A 21789-nucleotide genomic window follows, 5' to 3' on the forward strand; every position below is an offset into this window, starting at 1 on the left:
GATACACTCCCCGTCAGTAACCTGCCCGGGAGGAGCCACGAAGGTGCGCAAGGTACTCATCGCCAACCGCGGCGAGATCGCCGTCCGGGTGATCCGTGCGTGCCGCGACGCCGGCCTGGACAGCGTCGCCGTCTACGCGGACTCCGACCGCGACGCCCTGCACGCCACCCTCGCGGACGAGGCGTACGCGCTCGGCGGCGACAGCGCGACCGAGACGTACCTGCGCATCGACAAGCTGCTCGACGTCGCCGCCCGGGCCGGCGCCGACGCCGTACACCCCGGTTATGGCTTTCTCTCCGAGAACGCCGACTTCGCCCAGGCGGTCATCGACGCCGGGCTGACCTGGATCGGCCCCACCCCGCAGGCGATCCGCGACCTTGGCGACAAGGTCACCGCCCGGCACATCGCCCAGCGGGCCGGCGCCCCGCTCGTCCCCGGCACCCCGGACCCGGTGGCCAGCCCGGACGAGGTGATCGCCTTCGCCGTCGACCACGGCCTGCCAGTGGCCATCAAGGCGGCCTTCGGCGGCGGCGGTCGCGGCCTCAAGGTCGCCCGCACGATGGAGGAGATCCCCCAGCTCTTCGAGTCGGCCACCCGGGAGGCGGTCGCGGCGTTCGGCCGGGGCGAGTGCTTCGTCGAGCGCTACCTGGACCAGCCCCGGCACGTCGAGGCGCAGGTCCTCGCCGACCAGCACGGCAACGTGATCGTGGTCGGCACCCGGGACTGCTCGTTGCAACGCCGGCACCAGAAGCTCGTCGAGGAGGCCCCCGCGCCGTTCCTCACCGACGCCCAGCGGGCGCAGATCCACGACAGCGCCAAGGCGATCTGCCGCGAGGCCGGCTACCACGGCGCCGGCACCGTCGAATACCTGGTCGGCATGGACGGCACGATCTCCTTCCTGGAGGTCAACACGCGACTCCAGGTCGAGCACCCGGTCACCGAGGAGACCGCCGGCATCGACCTGGTCCGCGAGCAGTTCCGGATCGCCGACGGCGAGAAGCTGCGCATCACCGAGGATCCGACGCCGCGCGGGCACGCCATCGAGTTCCGGATCAACGGCGAGGACCCGGGCCGCAACTTCCTGCCCGCCCCGGGCACTGTCACCGCGCTGCGGCTCCCGAGCGGCCCGGGCGTCCGGGTGGACACCGGCATCTCGGCCGGCGACGTGATCGGCGGCAACTTCGACTCGCTGCTCGCCAAGGTGATCATCGTCGGTGAGACGCGGACCGAGGCTCTGGAACGCGCCCGCCGCGCGCTGGACGAGATGGTCCTCGACGGCATGGCCACCGCCCTGCCGTTCCACCGGCTGGTAGTGCGCGACGAGGCGTTCACCGCCGAACCGTTCAGCGTGCACACCCGGTGGATCGAGACCGAGTTCCACAACACGGTGCCGCCCTTCACCGCCGCCGCCGGCGCCGCCGAGGCGCCGGCCGAGCGCGACACCGTCGTGGTCGAGGTCGGCGGCAAGCGCCTCGAGGTCAGCCTCCCCGCCGGCTTCGGCGGGAGTACGACCACCGCGGCACCCCCCTCCCGTAAGCCGACTCGGCGCGGTGGCGGTGCGAAGGCCGGCGCCCCGGTCGGTGGGGACGCGCTCACCTCTCCGATGCAGGGCACCATCGTCAAGATCGCTGTTGCCGACGGCGACACAGTGGCCGAGGGCGACCTGGTGGTGGTGCTGGAGGCGATGAAGATGGAGCAGCCGTTGCACGCCCACAAGGCGGGCACCGTCAGCGGGCTCGCCGCCGAGGTCGGTGCCGTGATCACCGCCGGCGCCGCGATCTGCACCATCGCCTGACGGTCGGAGGGCCTTCCCGTCCGCTTTGTCGGACGGAGCGCCGTACGGCAGGGGTGGTTTGCGGCACCGACCTGGGCGATGGCGACCGGAGGCGGGAATGATGGCCGGGTGCGGTTCCTACACGGCGCGGTTCCCGCGCACGACCTGACCTATACCGACGTCTTCATGGCGCCGGCCCGCTCCGACCTGGGCTCCCGACTCGACGTCGACCTCTCCACCAGCGACGGCACCGGCACCACCATCCCGCTGGTGGTGTCGAACATGACGGCTGTCGCCGGCCGGCGGATGGCCGAGACGGTGGCCCGCCGGGGCGCGATCACGGTGATCCCGCAGGACATCCCGATCGAGGTGGTGGCGAACGTCGTCGCCTGGGTCAAGCAGCGGCACCTGGTCTACGACACGCCGATCACCCTGGGGCCGACCGAGACCGTCGGCGACGCCATCCACCTGCTGCCCAAGCGCTCGCACGGTGCGGTGATCGTGGTCGACGACGACGGCCGGCCGATGGGCGTGGTCACCGAGGCGGACACCACCGGTGTGGACCGGTTCGCTCAGCTGCGTCACGTGATGTCCACCGAGCTGCACACCGTCCCGGCCGACGCGGACCCGCGGACCGGGTTCGAGAGGCTTTCGGCGGGACGACGCCGGCTCGCCCCGGTGGTGGATGCCGACGGTCGACTGGTCGGGGTGCTGACCCGCCAGGGAGCGCTGCGGGCGACCCTCTACACACCGGCCGTGGACGACGGTGGTCGACTGCGCATCGCGGCGGCCGTCGGGATCAACGGTGACGTGACCGGCAAGGCCAGAGCCTTGCTGGAGGCGGGGGTGGACACCCTGGTCGTGGACACCGCGCACGGCCACCAGGCGCGGATGATCTCCGCCCTCCAGGCGGTCCGCAAGCTGGACCCGGGAGTGCCAGTGGCGGCCGGCAACGTGGTCACCGCCGAGGGGGTGCGCGACCTGGTCGAGGCCGGGGCCGACATCATCAAGGTCGGCGTCGGACCGGGCGCGATGTGCACCACCCGGATGATGACCGGCGTGGGCCGACCGCAGTTCTCCGCCGTCCTCGACTGCGCGGCGGCCGCCCGCGAACTGGGCCGGCACGTGTGGGCCGACGGCGGGGTGCGGCACCCACGGGACGTGGCGCTCGCGCTCGCCGCCGGAGCGTCCAACGTGATGATCGGCTCCTGGTTCGCCGGCACCTACGAGTCCCCCGGCGACCTGTACACCGACGCGGACGGTCGGCGGTACAAGGAGAGCTTCGGGATGGCGTCGGCTCGGGCGGTCAGCGCCCGTACCGCCGACGACAGCCCGTACGACCGGGCCCGCAAGGCGGTGTTCGAGGAGGGCATCTCCTCGGCCCGGATGTACCTGGACCCGGCCCGCCCCGGCGTGGAGGACCTGATCGACGAGATCATCGCCGGAGTGCGCAGCGCGTTCACGTACGCCGGCGCACGGGATCTGACCCAGTTCCACGACCGCGCCCTGGTCGGCGTCCAGAGTGCCGCCGGCTTCACCGAAGGAATGCCCCTCCCCACAAGCTGGTAGCCCTAACCGGGTCGATCATGGATTTGTGGCCCCCCACAAAACGGGCATCGACGGGTTAACCACCCACCACAACTCCATGATCGACGCTGGGAGGGGGTTACGGGGCCAGGCGGCGCAGGACTTCGCGGGCGGCGTCGCTTGGGTCACTCCCCACCCGGTCGGGTAGGGCTCCGGCCAGCCAGAGGGTGGCGAAACCGTGGGCGATCGACCAGGCGGCGAGCGCGTCCCGGTCGGTGTCGACGGGCGCGCCACCGTCGGGCAGGGCGGCCACACCTGAGCGAAGTGCGGCACCCGCGCGCTCCCGGGCTGCGGTCAGCTCGGCGTCGTCCGTCCGGTGCAGTTCGGGCCGGAACATCACCTCGAAGTACGCGCGGCGCCGGACGGCGAAGTCCACGTACGCGACGCCGGCCTCGAGCAGGTCGTCACCGGCCTGGACCAACGCCTGCGCCAACAGGTCGAAGCCCTGCGCGGCGAGCGCGGTGAGCAGGCCCGCCTTGTCTCCGAAGTGGTGCGCGGGCGCGGCGTGCGAGACGCCGGCTCGGCGGGCCAGGTCGCGCAGGCTCAACGCGGTGGGCCCGACCTCCTCGATGGCCTCCAGCGCGGCGGCGAGCAGTGCGCGGCGGAGGTCCCCGTGGTGGTACGCACGCGTGTCGGTCACGTCAGGATCCTATCTTGCCATTGACAAGATACCGCCTCGACTCGCAATCTTGTCACTGACAAGTTTTCGAGGAGGATTTCGATGGCACCCCTGATCGCTCTGCTCGTCGGCAGCGCCCTGGCCCGGCTCGCCGGCCTGGCCGGCATCTCCGCGCTGGACGGATGGCACCCGGCCCTGCGCGTCGGGCTGGCCCTGATGTTCACGCTGACCGCCGTCGCGCACTTCGTCGGCCGGCGGCGCGCCGACCTGATCGCGATGGTCCCGCCCCGACTACCCCGACCGGACCTGCTGGTCACCGCCACCGGAGTGCTGGAACTGGTCGGCGCGATCGGCCTGCTGGTGCCGGCGACCGCCCGCATCGCGGCGGCCGGACTCGCCCTGCTGATGCTCGCGATGTTCCCGGCCAACGTCTCGGCCGCACGCCGAAGGCTGACCCTCGCCGGGCGCCCGGTCACCCCGCTCGCGCAGCGCGCCGCGCTGCAACTGGTCTTCGTCGCCGTGGCCGTCGCTATTTCGTTTGGCCCCTGACTATCAGGGGGCTAACCTACTTGTCGTGGAACTCGTGACCCTCCAGGACGTGCCTCTCGGCCGACTGCTGGTGGTGGCCGGGCACCTGGTCGGGCAGCGGTGGAACCGCTACCTCGCCGAGGAGCACGGCCTCACCCAGGCCGGCATGATCACCCTGATGACGCTCGCTCGACACGGCGAACTGCCCCACCGGCAGGTCGCCGAGAAGGGCTTCGTCCGTCCGGCGACCCTCACCGGCATCGTCGACACCCTCGAACGCGACGGTCTGGTCGAGCGGCAGCGCGACGACAGCGACCGGCGCAGCATCCGACTCGCCCTCACGCCCGCCGGGCGGGAGCGGGCCGCTGCGCTCAGCGCGTTGATGCACTCCGGACGCCCGCTCACCTCGGTCGACGCCGATCCGGAAAAGGCCACCGTGATCCGCGAGTTCCTGCTGGAGGTCATCGGCAGCGGGGACGACCCGCGGATGACCGGACGCCTCACCGAACCGAAGGATCCGGCGTGCTGATCCGACTGCTGCGCAACCAACTGCGCACCTACCAACGACCACTGCTGGCGGTGGTGCTGCTCCAGTTCGTGGGCACCATGGCCTCGCTCTACCTACCGAGCCTCAACGCGGACATCATCGACCAGGGCGTCGCCCGGGGCGACACCGACTACATCGTCCGCACCGGCGGTTGGATGTTGCTGGTCAGCCTGGTCCAGATCGTCTGTTCGATCGCCGCCGTCTATCTCGGCGCACGCGTCGCGATGGGCTTCGGCCGGGACGTCCGCGCCGAACTGTTCGGTCACGTCAACCGCTTCTCCGCCCGTGAGGTGGCCCGGTTCGGGGCACCCTCGTTGATCACCCGCAACACCAATGACGTCCAGCAGGTGCAGATGCTCGTGCTGATGAGCTGCACGATGCTGGTCGCGGCACCCATCATGAGCGTCGGCGGCGTCTTCATGGCGCTGCGCGAGGACATCGGCCTGTCCTGGTTGATGCTGGTCAGCGTGCCCGTGCTGGCCATCGCACTCGGCGCGATCATCCGCCGGATGGTGCCGGGCTTCCGGCTGATGCAGACCCGCATCGACACTGTCAACCGGGTGCTGCGGGAGCAGATCACCGGCATCCGGGTGGTCCGTGCCTTCGTCCGCGAGCCGTACGAGACGGACCGCTTCGCCGTCGCCAACGCCGACCTGACCGCCACCGCGCTGCGTACCGGCCGGTTGCTGGCGCTGATCTTCCCGGTGGTCATGCTGGTGTTGAACGTGTCCAGCGTGGCGGTGCTCTGGTTCGGCGCGCAGCGGGTGGACGCCGACGCGATCGAGATCGGCGCGCTGACGGCCTTCCTGGCGTACCTCATGCAGATCCTGATGGCGGTCATGATGGCCACCTTCATGCTGATGATGGTGCCCCGGGCGGCGGTCTGCGCCGAACGCATCGTCGAGGTGCTGGACACCGACTCCTCGGTGGTACCCGCCGCCGCGCCGGTCACCGACTTGTCCACCCGGGCGGAGCTGGAGCTGCGCGGGGTGCGCTTCCAGTACCCGGGAGCGGTCGAGCCGGTGCTGCGCGACATCTCCTTCCGGGCCACCCCGGGCACCACCACGGCGATCATCGGCAGCACCGGCGCCGGCAAGACGACACTGCTGTCACTGATCCCCCGCCTGGTCGACGTCACCGCGGGCGCGGTGCTCGTCGACGGTGTCGACGTGCGGGAGCTGGCACCCGACGAACTGTGGCGACGCATCGGCCTGGTGCCGCAGCGGCCGTACCTGTTCACCGGGACGATCGCGAGCAACCTCCGCTACGGCAACCCGGACGCCACCGACGAGGAGCTGTGGGCGGCCCTGGAGATCGCCCAGGCCCGGGACTTCGTGGCGCAGATGCCCGGCGGGCTGGACGCCCCGATCGCGCAGGGCGGCACCACCGTCTCCGGCGGGCAGCGGCAACGCCTTGCCATCGCCCGCGCCCTGGTCCGGCAACCGGAGATCTACCTGTTCGACGACTCGTTCTCCGCGCTCGACCTCGGCACCGACGCACGGCTGAGGGCGGCGTTGCGGCCGATCACCGCGCAGTCCGCTGTGGTGATCGTGGCCCAGCGGGTCTCCACGATCGTCGACGCCGACCAGATCATCGTGCTCGAGAACGGAGGGGTCGTCGGAGTGGGACGACACGCGGAGTTGTTGGAGACCTGCCCGACGTACGCCGAGATCGTCGCCTCGCAGCAGACGACGGAGGTGACGGCATGAGTGAACAGGACGAGCCGCGCACCGCGGCCGTACCCAGTCAGAAGCCGGCCGGCGACGGGCGGACACCTGGCGACGCCACGCCGCAACCCGGCGGCGACGCGCCGACGCCGAAGCGGCTGCCTCCCGGTCGCCCGGGTGGCGGCCCGGGGTGGATGAGCGCCGGGATGCCCGCCGAGAAGTCGATGAACTTCGGGCCGTCGGCCCGGCGGTTGCTCGGCCGGCTGCGCCCGCACCGGCTGCACCTGGCGGCGATCATCACGCTCGCCGTGGTGAGCGTCGGGTTCAGCGTGGCCGGGCCGAAGATCCTCGGCCACGCCACCGACATCATCTTCAGCGGCGTGATCGGTCGGCGACTGGAGCCGGGCACCACCGCCGAGCAGGCGATCGCCGCAGCCCGGGCCGGCGGCAACGAGAGTTTCGCCGACATGCTGGCCCGGATGGACGTGGTGCCCGGGATGGGCATCGACTTCGACGCCCTGGGCCGGGTGCTGCTGTTGGCGCTCGGCCTCTACCTGGCGGCGAGCCTGCTGTCGTGGTGGCAGGGTTGGCTGCTCAACGGGGTGGTCCAGCGCACCGTGCTGCGGCTGCGCGCCGAGGTGGAGGAGAAGCTCAACCGGCTGCCATTGCCCTACTTCGACAGGCAGCCCCGGGGCGAGTTGCTCAGCCGGGTGACCAACGACATCGACAACATCTCCACCAGCCTCCAGCAGACCCTCAGTCAGCTCCTCACCTCCCTGCTGACGGTGGTCGGCGTGCTGGGCGTGATGTTCTGGATCTCGCCGCTGCTGGCCCTGGTGGCGCTGGTCGCGGTGCCGCTGTCGGTGCTGGTCACCCAGCGCATCGCCAAGCGCTCGCAGAAGCAGTTCGTCGCACAGTGGACGCACACCGGTGAGTTGAACGGTCAGATCGAGGAGGCGTACACCGGTCACGAGCTGGTGAAGGTCTTCGGTCGGCAGCGCGAGGTGGAGGCCGCGTTCCACGCGAAGAACGAGGAGCTGTTCCGGGCCAGCTTCGGCGCGCAGTTCATCTCCGGGATCATCATGCCGTCGATGATGTTCATCGGGAACCTGAGCTACGTGGCGATCGCCGTGGTCGGTGGCCTGCGGGTCGCCTCCGGCACGATGAGCCTCGGTGACGTGCAGGCGTTCATCCAGTACTCCCGCCAGTTCACCCAGCCGCTCACCCAACTCGCGTCGATGGCCAACCTGCTCCAGTCCGGTGTGGCGTCCGCCGAGCGGGTCTTCGCGGTGCTCGACGCCGACGAGCAGACCCCCGACCCGGTCGAGCCGGCCCGGGTCACCGACCCGCACGGCCGGGTCGAGTTCGAGCACGTCTCGTTCCGGTACGAGCCGGACAAGCCGTTGATCGACGACCTGTCGCTGGTCGCCGAGCCAGGGCACACGGTGGCGATCGTCGGCCCGACCGGTGCCGGGAAGACCACACTGGTCAACCTCGTCATGCGGTTCTACGAGCTGGACGCCGGACGGATCACCCTCGACGGGGTGGACATCACCACGATGCGCCGTGACGACCTGCGCGGACGGATCGGCATGGTGCTCCAGGACACCTGGCTCTTCGGCGGCACCATCCGCGACAACATCGCCTACGGGCGGCCCGACGCGACGGAGGAGGAGATCGTCGCGGCGGCGCGGGCCACCTTCGTGGACCGGTTCGTGCGCAGCCTGCCCGACGGCTACGACACGGTCATCGACGAGGAGGGCAGCAACGTCAGCGCCGGCGAGAAGCAGCTCATCACCATCGCCCGGGCGTTCCTCGCCGAACCGTCGCTGCTCATCCTCGACGAGGCCACCAGCTCGGTGGACACTCGCACCGAGGTGCTGCTCCAACGGGCGATGGCCGCGCTGCGCTCCGACCGGACCAGCTTCGTCATCGCGCACCGGCTCTCCACCATCCGCGACGCCGACCTGATCCTGATGATGGAGGACGGCCGGATCGTCGAGCAGGGCACCCACGAGCAGCTGCTCGCCGCCCACGGCGCGTACCACCGGCTCTACCGTTCCCAGTTCACCGGCGCGGTGGTGGACGAGGAGCCGACCACCGCCGCCCAACCGGCGTCGGTCTGACGTGTCAGTCCGGGGGGAGCAGATCCGCCGAGCGGGCGGCGACCTGCCCGCCGATCAGGGCGAGCGCGTCGGCGGCCGGCATCGGGTCCAGGGCCCGACCACCGCGCAGGCGCAGCGCGAGGCGTCCGTCGGCCGCCTCCCGGGCACCCAACACCCCGAGGTACGGGACGCGGCGGCGGGCCGCGTCCCGGATCCGGGCGCCCAGCGACCCGGCGACGTCGACAGCGACCCGCAGGCCGACGTCGACGGCCTGCCGGGCCAGGTCGGCCGCCGCGTCGACCTGCCCGTCGTCGACCGGCAGCAGGACCAGTTGGACGGGTGCGTACCAGGCGGGGAACGCGCCCTCGTGCACCTCGATCAGGTACGCGAACAACCGCTCCATGCTGCCGACCAGACTCCGGTGCACCATCACCGGTCGACGCCGACTGCCGTCGGAGTCGGTGTACGACAGGTCGAACCGCTCGGGTTTGTCGAAGTCGAGTTGGATGGTGGAGATGGTCGACTCCCGACCCGCCGCGTCGACGATCTGAATGTCGATCTTCGGCCCGTAGAACGCTGCCTCGCCGGGCGCCTCGACGTACTCCATTCCGGCCAGCGCGGCGCGGAGCAGGTCCTCCGCACGGGCCCACTGCGCGTCGTCACCGACGTACTTCTCGCCCGGCCCGCGCAGCGACAGCCGGAACCCGGCCGGGCGTACGCCCAGCGCGGCGTGCGCCTCCCGGATCAGCCCGAGGATCTCGGCGACCTCCGCACCGACCTGCTCGGGCGCGCAGAAGGTGTGCGCGTCGTTCAGGGAGATGGCGCGTACCCGGGACAGCCCACCGAGCACCCCGGAACGTTCCGAGCGGTACATCCCACCCAGCTCCGCGACCCGCAGCGGCAACTCCCGGTAGGAGCGTCCACGGGCCCGGAACACCAGCGCGTGATGAGGACAGAGCGCCGGCCGGAGCACGAACTCGTCGTCAGCGCTCAGCCGCATCGGCGGGAACATGTCGTCGGCGAAGTAGCCGAGATGGCCGGAGAGTTCGAAGAGTTCGCGTTTGCCCAGCGGGGGCGAGTAGACGTGCTGGTGGCCGGAGCGACGCTCCAACTCCCGGACGTACTCCTCGACGGCGTGCCGGGCCGCCGCGCCGGCGGGCAACCAGATCGGCAGGCCGGCGCCGGCCAGCGGATCGGAGACAAAGAGGTCCAGCTCACGGCCGAGCCTGCGGTGGTCGATCATGTCGGGCTCCTGGATCGGGTACGACCCGGAGGCGACCTGGACACCGAACGCCGCGCGGCCCTCGGGGGCGGATCGCCCCGGGGCCTGGTCGACGGTGGTTACGTCAGAGCGGCGCGCCGGGGACACCCGGCGTCGTGGTCACCACTACCGCACTGCGCATGTGACGACGCTATCCGTCGAACCATCGAGGACGCACCTGGATTACGACGGTCGGGACGCGGACGGGGGCGGGCCGCCGGCGCGGGACCCGCCGGCGGCCCTGGCGGCCCGGATTCGTCAGGAACGGGGGACCCGACGGGCGTGGCCGCGCGGACAACGGTACGCCGACGATCGCCGATCCGCCGACCGCTCCGGCGGGGGTGGAACAACCACCGAAACCGTCACCCGGAACCGGTTCGCCTCGTTGAACCCCGGGTGGCCTGGCCGTGTCGACCGTCACGACGGGCCGGGGTTGTCCACCGTGACGCCGGACACGCCGTCAGGCTCAAGACACCCAATCGGCCGCATCCGGCGAGGTGGCAGGCGTGCCCGAACTACTGACTGACGTTGCTTCGCCGACCTGGGCGTACCTGGTGCTGGTCGCCCTGCTGATCGCGGACGCCTTCGTCCCGGTGATCCCCACCCAGATCGTCATGATCACCAGTGGCGCGCTCACCGTCTACGGCGGGCTCAGCCTGCCGGTCACCATCGCCGTCGGCGCGCTCGGCGTGTTCGTCGGCGACCTGGCCTGCTACCTGCTCGGACGGAGCGCGCCGGATCGGCGGCCACCCCGGCACGCCGAACTGAGCCGGGCCCGGCGGGTCGCCAGCCGGGTCACCCAGGGGCTCCGACAACCCGGACCGATGGTCATCCTGCTCTGCCGGTTCGTGCCCGGTGGGCGCATGGCGGCCTGCTTCTCGGCCGGCCGCAGCCGCTACCCGTACCGGCTGTTCATGCTGTACGAGGCGGTCGCCGCGCTGGGTTGGGCCACGTACGGCGCGCTGGTGGGGCATCTCGGCGGCACCGCCCTCACCGAGTCGGCCTGGCGCCTGGCCATCATCGCCACCGCCGCGGCGGTCGGCTTCGCCGCCGCCGGATGGGCGATGACAGTGGTCAGCGCCCGCCACGCCCGCGCCGCAGCCGGCACGAACATCCCGATCGACTGAGTCTCGCCCGGCGTTCAGGGCCGCAAAACTCGGAGATCTTGGACAGTTTCCGTCAACAGCTGACTCTTCAGTCCCATGACCTCTGTCGCAGTTCATGTCCCGGTAGGCGTGTCACAAGATCAGCGGGTTGGGTGGGGGTGTGTAGGGCGGTTTGATTGCTGGGCATGGCGACTCGGCGTCAGGTCATGAGCGCGTTGGATGCCCTGCTGGCGGCAGGGGTGAAGATCGGTAATGTTCAGCAGTGGTGCCGGGAGAACGGGGTTAATCCGCGTACGTTCTACCGACATCGGGCACGGGTCGAGGCCGAGGGTGTGTGGCGGCCTCGATCGAGCCGGCCGCATCACAGCCCGGGCCAGACGCCGCCGGAGTTGGATGCCTGGATCTGCAAGCTGCGCGCCGAGTTGGGCGTCGACAACGGCGCGGACCACATCCATGACGAACTGATGCGCGTGCACGCCGAGATCCGTCCTGGCTGGTCGGTGCCGTCACGGTCCACGATCAACCGGGTGCTGTCCCGCCACGACCTGCTGCAGCGCAATCCGGCCAAGAAGCCGCGGTGTTCCTGGCGCCGGTTCGCCTACGCCCGCCCCCGCGACTGCTACCAGATCGACGCGACGATGGTCGCGCTCGCCAACGGCCGTCTCGTCGCGGTGTTCGACGTCCTGGACGACTGCACCCGCATGCTGGTGGCCTGCCACGCCGCCCTCGCCGAAACCGCTACCGCCGCTATCACCGCCATCAACCAGGCGGTCACTGACCACGGCGCACCCGCGATCGTCCTGTCCGACAACGGAGCGGCATTCACCAGCCGACACCGGCACGACAACGCCGGACCATCACGCTTCGCCCAAACCCTGCACCACCACGGCACCCGCCTGATCCACTCCAGCCCTTACCACCCACAGACCTGCGGGAAGGTCGAACGCCACCACCAGACCCTCAAAAAATGGCTCGCCGCTCAACCCCACCAACCCCGCACCCTGACGCAGCTGCAACACCTACTCAACACCTACCGCGACTACTACAACCACCGCCGCCACAGCGCCCTACCCGCCCGGGCAACCCCCCACCACACCTGGCACACCGCCACACACCACGGCAGCCCTCAAGCCCTACCCATCCAAACCGACGCCACCATCCACCGACCCCGCGTCTCCGACACCGGCACCATCCGCGTTGCTCACGCTCGCATCGGCATCGGCTGCGCCTGGCGCGGCCACACCCTCACCGCCATCCGCGACCACCACCACATCACCGTCTACGCCCCCGACGGCACCCCCATCGGCCACACCACCACCAGCGACAGCAAGTACACCCGACTCACCCCCACCCCATGACACACCTCCCGGGACATGCCATTGACACACCTCCCGGGACATGACAGTCAACAGCTGACGGAAACTGTCCAAGATTGCCGCGACTGGCGTACCTCTAGGGGTCGTTTCGGGGGGTTAACTCGGTGGGCGTCCCGGATTCGGCTCGGGTGCCTCCGGCGACAGGCTGAGGCATGCCTGGAACCCGGAACACCGGCGTGCTGGCCCTCGGTGGGATCGCCGTGGCGGCGCTACTCACCGTGATCGGTCACCTGGAAGTCAACGACGACCTCAACCCGTGGGCGCTGACCGTCAGCGACTTCGCGGTCTCCGACCGCGGCGGGGTCATCGACGTCGCCATGGTGGTGCTCGCGCTCGCCACAGTGTCGCTGCTGTACGGGCTGCGCCGCACCGGCCCGGCGCAGCCCGGTCACGCGGTCGAGTGGCTACTCGGCGCGTGGGTGTCCGGGCTGCTGCTGGCCGCACTGGTGCCGACGAACGAGCCGGGCACCGCCATGACCACGGCGGCGTACGTGCACCGGTACGCCTCGGTGGTGGCCTTCCTCGCCCTGCCGGCGGCCGGTTGGCTGCTGGCCCGTCGACCCGACCTGGCCCCCGCCGCCCGGACGCTACGCGCCCTCGTCCTGCTGAGCGTGGCCCTCGCGGTGGCGATGATCTGGTCCGCCTACCCCGGTGACCGTCTGCTGATCGGCCTGGCCGAACGCCTCCTCATCCTCACCGAGGTGGCGGTCCTGGCGACAGTAGCCCTAACCCAGACCCGGCCCGCCGCCCCGCCCGCCGGGGTCGATCATGGAGTTGTGGTGCCCCGCAAAAGGGGTGTGACGGTGTGAACCGCCCACCACAAGTCCATGATCGACAACGATTACTCCAGCTCGTGGAGCATGAGCTGGCGGGCAGCCTCGGTGATCGAACCGGACAGGCTCGGGTAGATGGTGATGGTCTGGGCCAGCTCGTTGACCGTCAGATTGTTCTCCACCGCCATGGTGATCGGCAGGATCAGCTCACTGGCCTTAGGGGCGACCACCACACCGCCGATCACCTGACCGCTGGCCGGCCGACAGAAGAGCTTCACGAAGCCGTCCGCCAGGTCGTCCATCTTCGCCCGGGCGTTGCCGGACAGCGGCAACATGACCTGCCGGGCCGGCACCTTGCCCGCGTCCACCTCGTCCTGCGAGACACCCACGGTGGCCAGCTCCGGATCGGTGAAGACGTTCGCCGCGACGGTACGCAGACGCAGCGGACGGACCGCCTCGCCGAGGGCGTGCCACATGGCGATCCGGCCCTGCATGGCGGCGACACTGGCCAGCAGCAGCACCCCCGTGCAGTCACCGGCGGCGTAGATGCCGGGCACGTTGGTCCGGGACGCCCGGTCGACGGTGATGTAGCCGCCCCGGCCCAGCTCCACCCCGTACTCGACCAGACCAAGGTCGGCGGTGTTCGGGATCGAGCCGACGGTGATCAACGCGTGTGAGCCGGTCACCTTCCGGCCGTCGGACAGCTCCACCTCGACGCCGTCGGCGGTACGCCGGACCGCGTCGGCCCGGGAGTTGTTGAGGATCTCCATGCCCCGGTTGCGGAACACCCGCTCGATGGCGGACGCGGCGTCGGCATCCTCGTGCGGCATCACCCGGTCGCGGCTGGAGACCAGGGTGACCTCGACCCCCATCGCCAGGTACGCACTGGCGAACTCCGCGCCGGTCACACCCGAGCCGACCACGATCAGGTGCTCGGGCAGCTCGGGCAGGTCGTACACCTGACGCCAGGTCAGGATGCGCTCACCGTCCGGTACGGCGGTGGGCAACTGGCGGGGTGTCGAACCGGTCGCGACCAGCACGGTCGAGGCGTCGATGGAGTATTCGCCGCCACCGTCGGCAGGGGTGACGACGACCCGGTGGGTGTGCCCGAGGGAGTCCTCACCGAGCCGGGCGGTGCCGGCCACGAAGGTGACACCCGCCTTCAGCAGCTTGGCGTGGATGTCCGCGGACTGCGCCAGGGCCAACCGCTTGACCCGCTCGTGCACCGCCCGCGCGTCGACGGTGACCGCCTCCAGGCCGTCCGAGTGCACCCCGAACTCCTCGGTGTCCCGGTAACCGGTGACCACCCCCGAGCTGGCGATGAAGGTCTTCGACGGCACGCAGTCGGAGAGCACGCAGGCCCCACCTGCGCCGTCCGCCTCCACCACCGTGACATCGGCGTCCAGTTGGGCGGCCACCAGGGCCGCCTCGTACCCGGCCGGCCCCCCGCCGATGATCACGATCCGGCTCACAGCGCCATCCTTTCGCTCGCGACTGCGGGGCTCCGCTGCGCTGCACTCCTCGCGCTCACCACGTTCGCCCTTCGTCGATGCTCACAGTGACTTTCTTCTCCTGGGCGCATTCGACACGCACAGTCGTATTCTCCCCCACCCGTCCGCCGGGCTATCGTCATCGCCGTGCGTCATCACGCCGCCTACGGCTCAAATCTCGACCCCGCCCGGATGCGCGCCTACTGTCCGCATTCGCCGATGGTGGGCACCGGCTGGCTGGAAGGCTGGCGGCTGACCTTCGCCGGGGCGGACGTGATCGGCTGGGAGGGCGCGGTCAGCACCCTGGTCGAGTCTCCCGGTGACCGGGTCTTCGTGGCGCTCTACGACATCCACCCGTACGACGCGGGCCAGCTCGACGAGATCGAGGGGGTGACCGCCGGCACGTACCGCAAGCTGCACGTCCGGGTCTCCACCCTCGACGGCGACGTGACCGCGTGGATCTACGTCTTCAACGGGTACGAGGGCGGCCTGCCGACGTCGTGGTACCTGTCCGAGATCGCGAACGCCGCCGAGAAGGCGGGCGCCCCGGACGACTACGTCACCGAGTTGCGGTCCCGCCCCACCGGCACCGCGTCGGCGTAGCAGCGCGTATCGCACGCCACCAGTCTGCTACCGCTGTCGACCGGATCGCCGGTCGGGCCCGACCGGGGTCGTCAATCACACACCGGCGGCCGGTACCGAACGCTCGTACATGTCGGTCCACAGGACCTCCCGCAGGCCCACCGACTCGTACAGCGACAGCGGCGCGGTCGGGTTGCTGAGGTCGACGCCGAGACCGGCCGACTGCCGACCCTTCTCGGCGTAGCGCGCGAAGGCGCGGCGCAGCAGCGCCGCACCCACACCCCTCCGGCGGTACGCGGACCGCACCGACAAACTCTTCACCCAGCCCTGCTGCTGGTCGAGCGCCTGGTCCGAGGACTGCAACACGCCGGCCGGCACCCCGTCCACCTCGGCGACGAACCACTCGTCCCAGGCGGTCAGGTCGCCGATCCGAGCCCGCCACCGGTCGTACGACACCGGCTCGTGGTCCGGGGTGTCGGCGAAGGCGGCGTCGTAGATCCGGTGGAACTCCCGCAGGTCGGCCTCGTCGTCGGGGCGTACCTGTCGGACCGTCACGCCGGGCGGCGGCGCGGGCTCGTCCGGCAGGTCGGCCAGCGGGCGGCTCATCCGGACGTACCGCTTGGCGACCGTGAACCCGGCCTCGATCAGATCCCGCTCCCAGGCGCGTTCCGGCGCGAAGACCGCGCAGCGGACGGTGAGCGCCGGCAGCCCTCGCTCGGCGGCACGCTCGGCGACCCGGTCCAGTTGTCGGGCCAGCAGCGGCGCCCGGACGGTGGCAGCGCGGGCCGGGTCGACGTAGACCTCCACGAACTCCCGGCCGACGCCGGTCGGGTTGTCGACCGTCGCCCAGCCGACCACGGCACCGTCCGGGTCGACCGCCAGCCAGGAGTCGCGGGTCGGGTCGAAGTGGGGGGCTGTCAACGACGCCGCGACGTCCTCCGCGTCGAAGTCGGGATGGCCGACGGCGAAGGTGTCGGCGGCGTGCACCACGGCGAGGATCGCGGGCACGTCGGCGAGGGTGGGCCTGCGCGTTGTCCAACCAGCGGGAAGGGTCACGGCAGAGCATCCTGACAGCGCACCGCCGTCGGCGCCCCTCATTTTCCGCTCAGTCGGGCCGCTCGCGCTGGGCGAGCAGCGTGGCCCGGGTGCGGTGCAGCAACTCCACCAACTCGGTGCAGTCGGCGGGCCCGAGGGCGGTGAACGCCGGCGCGGCCAGCCTGTTGGTCACGGCCTCGGCCCAGAGCCGCCGGCGGACCAACGGCCCGATCGGCGGGTACGGAGGCGGCCAGCCGCAGGCCACCGCCCCGGCCTCCCCCTCCGGCCCGGACAGCACCGCCTCCAGCGCGGTCATCCCGGCAGCCCGCACGGCCAACAGGTAGGCGCCGGTGAAGTGCTCGCGGAGCAACCGCAGCCCGGCGGCGGTCCGGGCTCCCGGGCTGAGATCCGGCAGCGGCATGGCCCGCCAGGCGGCGAAGAGCGGCATTCCGCTGGCGTCCGCGGCGACCACCGCACGCTGGACGAGTGCGGCCAGGCGCTCGGTGTCGGGCAGGGCGCCGAGCTGCTGAGCGCCCCATCGACAGCACTCGGCGAGACTCGCGGCGGCCACCTCGATCGGCGGGACGACCCGGCCTGCGGCGTCCCAACCGTCGGCGACGGCGTCCGGGGCGAGGAAGCCGAGGGCGGCGGCGGCCGTCTCGGCCCGCACATCGCCGAGGGCACCGGCCCGGCCGCCGATGTAGAACGCCCAGCCGGAGATGCCGAGCAACCGGGCCCGGCGCAACGTCGTCGGGTCCCGGCTGAACGCGTCGCCCAGGTCGAGCACGACGGGTTTGCTGGCTGCGGCGGCCTGCTCCGGTGTCATCCGAGCGCCGCCCACCGGGACCGCCTGCCGGGCCGGTACGTCCTCGAAGAACCCGACCCGTCACCCACGACGACTCCCCGGCCCGGGGTCACCCGCCGTGGACGCTCCACGTACTCGTCGTCGTCCATCGATGCTCAGTCTGCCGCGCCGTCGCCCGCGTCCGCATCCCCCTCTTCGGCCACCAACGCCTCGATCGCCGCCTCCACCTCACCCGCGCGCCGGCGAGCCGAGGTGACAGCACGCTCGGCGGCGCGCCGAGCGAGTTTGGCCCGGCTGAGATCCTGCTCGGCGACCGCCCGCCGCCGCTCCAGCTCGGCCAGCTCGGCCTCGATCCCGTCAAGTACGGCAGCACCGTCCCGCTCCTGCGCGGTGGCTTCGGTCAGCTCAGCCTCGACGCGTTCCTGGTCGGCCTGGGCACGCCCCAGTTCCCGGTCCAGGGCGCGGCGCTGCCGGGCCCGCTCGGCGCGGGCCGCCCGCTGCGCAGCCCGCTCGGCCTGCTCGGCGAGCTCGGCTGCCCGGTCCGCGCGGGTCGTCCGGTCGCGGGAGGTCGCCCGGTCCGCCGGGAAGGCCGCCTCGGGGCGTTCTCGCTGGTTACCGGGGCGGCGGGCCGGACGCTCCTCCTCCTGCTTCTCCTCGTCGCCGGTGACCAGCCGCAGTTGTGGCCGGGGCACCTCCCCGAAACCGGCGTAACTGGCCGCCCGGAGCAGACGGCCCGCCCGCACCTGCTCGGCGACCTCGGCGTCGGAGAACGCCGCGTTGAGGGTCGCCTCCACCTCGGCCAGTGGCAGCCGGCCCGCCGGCGGCGCTTCCGGCTCCGCCGCGGCGAGCTTGCGGACCTCGACGACCAGTGCGCCGACCACCGCCCGGCGCTGCGCGGACAGCTCCCGCAGCCGGGGCCCGCGCAGCTCCCGCTGGGCGGTGCGGAGCGCGTCCGCGAGTTGCACCAGGTCGGCCACCAACTCGGGACGCCTGATGGCGAGCAGGTTCACCAGCCAGGCGGCCACCGTCGGACGACGGAGCCGGGCCAACTGTCGGGCGGTGGTCGCGTCCCCGGCACGGCGGGCCTCGGCCACGGCGGCGTCCCGGGCGGCCACGAACCGGTCCGGTGGGGTGCGGTAGAGCTGCTGCACCAGCTCCGTCGAGGGGCCGGGCATCGGGTCAGACGTCCACCCGGCTACCGGGCTCCAGACGCTGGTAATCGGTGCCGGACAGCGCCGCGTACTGCCGGTCGAGCACCCCCAGCCCGTTGTCGTTGAGCAGGGCGTCGTGCAGGGCGTACGCGCGGCGCGGCGCGACCGCCCGGATGAAGTCGACCACCTCGGAGAACTTCGACCAGGGGGCGTGGATCGGGGCGAAGAGCGTGTCGACGGGAGTCTCGTCGGGCACCACCAGGGAGTCCCCCGGGTGGTAGACGACGTCGTTGATCAGGTAGCCGAGGTTGTCGATCACCGGGATGTCCGGGTGGATCACCGCGTGCCGGCCCCCGTACGCGCGCACGGCGACCCCGGCGGCGGTGAACGACTGGCCGGCGGTGACCGGGTGCAGGGCCTCGGCCGCGTCGCCCAGGGTCTCGGCGAGCGAGGCGGGACCGTGGATCGGTAACGGCCGTCGGTCGAGCTGGAGGCGAAGCGCCGCCAGGTCGAGATGGTCCGGGTGTTCGTGGGTGATCAGCACCGCGTCCGCACCGTCCAGTGCCACCGTCGGGTCGCTGAACACCCCGGGATCGACGACGAGCACCCCGCCGTCGTGCTCCACACGAAGGCAGGAGTGGGCGTACTTGGTGAGCCGCATCGTGACTCCTCGATTATCGAATCGTGACGTCCTCAGCGCAGTCTGCCGGAACCAGCCGACGCGTGCGCCGCGTCCGAGCTATCGCCACACCGGACGACGATGATGGGAGCGGGGATGGACGGACGGACGGTACGACGCAGCGGCACAGCGCTGGCGGTAGCAGCACTGGCGGCGGCGCTGGTGTTGACAGGTTGCAGTGCCGGCGACAGCGGGGCGCAGGACACCGCCGGTTCGGCGGCCGAGCCACCGGCGGTGGCGAACGGCGGCGAGGCGGGTAGGGACGCCGCCAAGGGCGGCACGCAGGAGGCGGCCGGTGCCGGCGCACCGGACCTGCGGGTCGACCAGCGGGCGATCATCTACACGGGAACGATGCGCGTGCAGGTGGACGATGTGGACGCGAAGGCCCGCGAGGTCGTCGCCGTGGCCACCCGAGCCGGTGGCTTCGTCGGCGGCGACCAGCGTCGCAGTGCCGACGAGGACGCGGTGGCGGAGTTGCAGTTGCGGGTGCCGGCACCGAAGTTCTCCGCCGTGGTGGAGGAGATCTCGGAGCTCGGCCAGCAGCAGAGCAGGGAGATCAACACTCAGGACGTCACCGAGGAGACCGTCGACCTGGACGCCCGGATCACGAGTCAGCGGGCCCGGGTGGACAGTGCCCGGCGCCTCCTGTCCCGTGCCAGTTCGATCACCGACCTGGTGACGTTGGAGAACGAGCTGGGCCGCCGGGAGGCCGACCTGGCGTCGCTGGAGGCGAAGAAGCGTCGGCTGGCCGACCTGACGGCCCTCTCCACGATCACCGTGTCGCTGGCCGGGCCGGCGGCGAAGAAGGCCACCGACGACAAGGACGAGACCGGTTTCCTGGTCGGGCTCCGGGGCGGCTGGAAGGCGTTCGTCGCCTCGTTGACAGTGATGCTCACCGTGCTGGGGGCGCTGCTGCCCTGGCTGGTGGCGTTCGGCGTGCCGGTGGCGGTGCTGCTGCTGGTGCTGCGTCGGCGGAAGAGGACCGCAGGACCGGCCGCACCGGTCAGTGCGCCGCCGCCAGTGCCCGCAGCGCGGTCTGCACCATGACGCGTACGCCGGCCGGGATGGCCCGCTCGTCCACGTCGAAGCTGGCCCGGTGCAGGTCGACGTTGGGACCGGAGCGACCCACGCCGAGCCGGGCGAGGGCGCCGGGGACGTACTCCAGATACCAGGAGAAGTCCTCGCCGCCCATGCTCTGCGGCGTCTCGGCGATCCCTTCCGGGCCGAGCGCCGCCGCGGTGGCGGCGGTCAGCACCTGGATGGCCCGGGAGTCGTTGCACACCGGCGGCCGGCCGCGCAGGTATTCCAGGTCGACAGTGGCGCCGGTCGGCGCGATCACGTCCCGGACCACCTGAGCGACGATCTTGGGAGCCTGCTCCCAGGTGTCGCGGTCCATTACCCGCAAGGTGCCGGAGGCGCTCGCCTCGGACGGGATGACGTTGTACCGGGTGCCGGCCGAAGCGTGGCCGAAGACCAGCAGCAGACCACTGTTGGCCGGCACCCGGCGGCTGACCAGGGCGGGCACCTCGGTGATCAACCGGCCGAGCGCGTCGACCAGGTCGACGGTCAGGTGCGGCCGGGCGGTGTGGCCGCCCGGGCCGGACAGCCGGACGGTGACGTTGTCGGCAGCCGCGGTGATCGGGCCGACCCGCAGGCCGACCTGGCCCACCGGCAGGTTCGGGTCGCAGTGCAGCGCGAAGATCTGCACCACGTCGTCCAGGCCGCCGGCCTCGATGACCTCCAGCGAGCCGCAGGGCAGGATCTCCTCGGCCGGCTGGAAGATGAGCCGGACCCGCCCGTCCAGCTCGCCGAGGTCGGCGAGCTGGGCCAGCAACATGCCGACGCCGAGCAGGATCGAGGTGTGCACGTCGTGGCCGCAGGCGTGGCACACGCCCTCCACGGTCGACCGGTAGGACACGTCCTTGGGGTCGTCGAGCGGCAGGGCGTCGATGTCGGCGCGCAGCGCGACGACCGGGCCGTCCGGCCTGCCGTTGACGTCGCAGATCACACCGTTGCCCTTGGGCAGCAGACGCGGGTTCAGCCCGGCCAGCGACAGCTCCCTGGCGATCAGCGCGGCCGTCTCGAACTCGTTGCCGGACAGCTCGGGGTGCGAGTGGAGGTGACGGCGCGTAGCGATCAACCCCGGTACGCGGAGCGCGAGGAGGTGGTCCAGGTCGCGGGGCAGGGGCTGGGACCCGGGCGGCGTCTCCAGCCAGGACGACGCCAGCTGGCCCTCGGTGGGCAGCGTCAACGCACTCGTCACGTCGAATTCTCGATCACTAGAGATGGATGGATCATCGGGGACAGCAGACAGCCTAGACCTCCGGCGGTGACGCTGCGCAACCTCGTTACGGTAATGATCAGACCGCGTAGCGTCACGTATGCCCTGCTGAGGGCGCTCGGAGATGTGCGGGACAGCAGGTAGATCGTGCTCGAACGCCGCCATCCGCCCCTCACCTCCTACAACGCGTAACCGGTCGTGGCAGTCACGAAACCGGCGCAACTCAGGGGACCCCTGTTGCAAATTGTCGCATTAGTCGGGGTGGTGAACTGACACTCCGACAATTAGCCGACCACACTCCGCAACGAGCCGGATAAGGACGCTCACACGCAGGCATCCACCACGGGCGCACACGGTGTGCGTTCGCGCTCAACGGCTGGGGTACCCGCTGAGCGCGACGGACACACCGCGCCCAGCGGTCAG

At 71.3% G+C, this 21789-nt stretch carries 19 protein-coding genes; 11 read left to right on the top strand and 8 right to left on the bottom strand.

Annotated features, from left to right (window positions below; genetic code table 11):
* Positions 1-43 precede the first annotated feature (43 nt).
* Together O3438_RS18635 and O3438_RS18640 are read left to right on the top strand one after the other, a co-directional pair.
* Positions 44-1795: an acetyl/propionyl/methylcrotonyl-CoA carboxylase subunit alpha gene (locus tag O3438_RS18635; RefSeq protein WP_269681160.1), complete on the top strand. Its 1752-nt coding sequence runs from the start codon at positions 44-46 to the stop codon at positions 1793-1795.
* Positions 1796-1903: 108 nt separating this feature from the next.
* Positions 1904-3343, top strand: a complete 1440-nt coding sequence (locus tag O3438_RS18640) for a GuaB1 family IMP dehydrogenase-related protein (RefSeq protein WP_269681161.1) — start codon at positions 1904-1906, stop codon at positions 3341-3343.
* 97 nt (positions 3344-3440) lie between these two features.
* On the opposite strand, the gene O3438_RS18645 is transcribed toward O3438_RS18640, so the two are convergent.
* Positions 3441-4001 (bottom strand): TetR/AcrR family transcriptional regulator, encoded by a 561-nt coding sequence (locus tag O3438_RS18645; RefSeq protein ID WP_269681162.1) that lies wholly within the window; start codon positions 3999-4001, stop codon positions 3441-3443.
* An 81-nt stretch (positions 4002-4082) separates the two neighbouring features.
* Here O3438_RS18645 and O3438_RS18650 point away from each other — a divergent pair, with 81 nt between their 5' ends.
* The 4 genes from O3438_RS18650 to O3438_RS18665 all read left to right on the top strand — a co-directional run bounded on the left by O3438_RS18650 (position 4083) and on the right by O3438_RS18665 (position 8848).
* Positions 4083-4529 (top strand): DoxX family protein, encoded by a 447-nt coding sequence (locus O3438_RS18650; RefSeq protein WP_269681163.1) that lies wholly within the window; start codon positions 4083-4085, stop codon positions 4527-4529.
* A 25-nt stretch (positions 4530-4554) separates the two neighbouring features.
* Positions 4555-5037 (top strand): MarR family winged helix-turn-helix transcriptional regulator, encoded by a 483-nt coding sequence (locus O3438_RS18655; RefSeq protein WP_145786282.1) that lies wholly within the window; start codon positions 4555-4557, stop codon positions 5035-5037.
* Positions 5031-6764, top strand: a complete 1734-nt coding sequence (locus O3438_RS18660; RefSeq protein WP_269681164.1) for an ABC transporter ATP-binding protein — start codon at positions 5031-5033, stop codon at positions 6762-6764. The genes O3438_RS18655 and O3438_RS18660 overlap by 7 nt, the downstream gene beginning before the upstream one ends.
* A gap of 152 nt (positions 6765-6916) precedes the next feature.
* The gene (locus tag O3438_RS18665) at positions 6917-8848 is read left to right on the top strand and encodes an ABC transporter ATP-binding protein (RefSeq protein WP_269683681.1); all 1932 of its coding nucleotides are present in this window, start codon (positions 6917-6919) and stop codon (positions 8846-8848) included.
* A 4-nt stretch (positions 8849-8852) separates the two neighbouring features.
* On the opposite strand, the gene thrS is transcribed toward O3438_RS18665, so the two are convergent.
* The gene (thrS, locus tag O3438_RS18670) at positions 8853-10070 is read right to left on the bottom strand and encodes a threonine--tRNA ligase (RefSeq protein ID WP_269681165.1); all 1218 of its coding nucleotides are present in this window, start codon (positions 10068-10070) and stop codon (positions 8853-8855) included.
* A gap of 524 nt (positions 10071-10594) precedes the next feature.
* Between thrS and O3438_RS18675 the strand changes: the two genes are divergently transcribed.
* The 3 genes from O3438_RS18675 (at position 10595) to O3438_RS18685 (ending at position 13379) form a co-directional block, all read left to right on the top strand.
* Positions 10595-11215 (top strand): DedA family protein, encoded by a 621-nt coding sequence (locus tag O3438_RS18675; protein ID WP_269681166.1) that lies wholly within the window; start codon positions 10595-10597, stop codon positions 11213-11215.
* A gap of 185 nt (positions 11216-11400) precedes the next feature.
* Positions 11401-12552 (top strand): DDE-type integrase/transposase/recombinase, encoded by a 1152-nt coding sequence (locus O3438_RS18680; RefSeq protein ID WP_269678512.1) that lies wholly within the window; start codon positions 11401-11403, stop codon positions 12550-12552.
* 170 nt (positions 12553-12722) lie between these two features.
* Complete coding sequence (locus tag O3438_RS18685; RefSeq protein ID WP_269681167.1) at positions 12723-13379, top strand: DUF998 domain-containing protein; 657 nt, start codon at positions 12723-12725, stop codon at positions 13377-13379.
* Between the two features lie 32 nt (positions 13380-13411).
* Here O3438_RS18685 and O3438_RS18690 read toward each other — a convergent pair whose 3' ends face one another.
* Entirely contained in the window at positions 13412-14815 is a 1404-nt protein-coding gene (locus tag O3438_RS18690; RefSeq protein ID WP_269681168.1) for an NAD(P)H-quinone dehydrogenase, read from the bottom strand.
* A 165-nt stretch (positions 14816-14980) separates the two neighbouring features.
* Between O3438_RS18690 and O3438_RS18695 the strand changes: the two genes are divergently transcribed.
* Positions 14981-15436: a gamma-glutamylcyclotransferase gene (locus O3438_RS18695; RefSeq protein WP_130407236.1), complete on the top strand. Its 456-nt coding sequence runs from the start codon at positions 14981-14983 to the stop codon at positions 15434-15436.
* Between the two features lie 75 nt (positions 15437-15511).
* Here the strand turns inward: O3438_RS18695 and O3438_RS18700 are convergent, their stop codons facing one another.
* From O3438_RS18700 to O3438_RS18715, 4 genes are all read right to left on the bottom strand, one after another.
* Positions 15512-16471: a GNAT family N-acetyltransferase gene (locus O3438_RS18700; RefSeq protein WP_269681169.1), complete on the bottom strand. Its 960-nt coding sequence runs from the start codon at positions 16469-16471 to the stop codon at positions 15512-15514.
* A 49-nt stretch (positions 16472-16520) separates the two neighbouring features.
* Entirely contained in the window at positions 16521-17276 is a 756-nt protein-coding gene (locus O3438_RS18705) for an SCO6745 family protein (RefSeq protein WP_269681170.1), read from the bottom strand.
* Positions 17277-17410: 134 nt separating this feature from the next.
* Positions 17411-18430 carry a hypothetical protein gene (locus tag O3438_RS18710; RefSeq protein ID WP_269681171.1) on the bottom strand — a complete coding sequence of 340 codons (1020 nt, stop codon included), beginning with the start codon at positions 18428-18430 and terminating at the stop codon, positions 17411-17413.
* A gap of 4 nt (positions 18431-18434) precedes the next feature.
* Complete coding sequence (locus O3438_RS18715; protein WP_269681172.1) at positions 18435-19067, bottom strand: MBL fold metallo-hydrolase; 633 nt, start codon at positions 19065-19067, stop codon at positions 18435-18437.
* Between the two features lie 114 nt (positions 19068-19181).
* Between O3438_RS18715 and O3438_RS18720 the strand changes: the two genes are divergently transcribed.
* Positions 19182-20132, top strand: a complete 951-nt coding sequence (locus tag O3438_RS18720) for a DUF4349 domain-containing protein (RefSeq protein ID WP_269681173.1) — start codon at positions 19182-19184, stop codon at positions 20130-20132.
* Here O3438_RS18720 and O3438_RS18725 read toward each other — a convergent pair.
* The gene (locus tag O3438_RS18725) at positions 20089-21348 is read right to left on the bottom strand and encodes an amidohydrolase (RefSeq protein ID WP_269681174.1); all 1260 of its coding nucleotides are present in this window, start codon (positions 21346-21348) and stop codon (positions 20089-20091) included. The two genes, O3438_RS18720 and O3438_RS18725, sit on opposite strands and share 44 nt — an antisense overlap.
* Positions 21349-21789: the final 441 nt, after the last annotated feature.

Source organism: Micromonospora sp. WMMC250, assembly GCF_027460215.1.
Taxonomy (GTDB): Bacteria; Actinomycetota; Actinomycetes; order Mycobacteriales; family Micromonosporaceae; genus Micromonospora; species Micromonospora taraxaci.

Excerpts from the sequence above, each read along its gene's own strand:
- O3438_RS18650 (WP_269681163.1), top strand. The coding sequence starts at position 4,083 with ATGGCACCCCTGATCGCTCTGCTCGTCGGCAGCGCCCTGGCCCGGCTC.
- O3438_RS18665 (WP_269683681.1), top strand. The coding sequence starts at position 6,917 with ATGAGCGCCGGGATGCCCGCCGAGAAGTCGATGAACTTCGGGCCGTCG.
- thrS (WP_269681165.1), bottom strand. The coding sequence starts at position 10,070 with ATGATCGACCACCGCAGGCTCGGCCGTGAGCTGGACCTCTTTGTCTCC.
- O3438_RS18680 (WP_269678512.1), top strand. The coding sequence starts at position 11,401 with ATGAGCGCGTTGGATGCCCTGCTGGCGGCAGGGGTGAAGATCGGTAAT.
- O3438_RS18685 (WP_269681167.1), top strand. The coding sequence starts at position 12,723 with ATGCCTGGAACCCGGAACACCGGCGTGCTGGCCCTCGGTGGGATCGCC.
- O3438_RS18705 (WP_269681170.1), bottom strand. The coding sequence starts at position 17,276 with ATGACACCGGAGCAGGCCGCCGCAGCCAGCAAACCCGTCGTGCTCGAC.
- O3438_RS18710 (WP_269681171.1), bottom strand. The coding sequence starts at position 18,430 with ATGCCCGGCCCCTCGACGGAGCTGGTGCAGCAGCTCTACCGCACCCCA.
- O3438_RS18715 (WP_269681172.1), bottom strand. The coding sequence starts at position 19,067 with ATGCGGCTCACCAAGTACGCCCACTCCTGCCTTCGTGTGGAGCACGAC.
- O3438_RS18720 (WP_269681173.1), top strand. The coding sequence starts at position 19,182 with ATGGACGGACGGACGGTACGACGCAGCGGCACAGCGCTGGCGGTAGCA.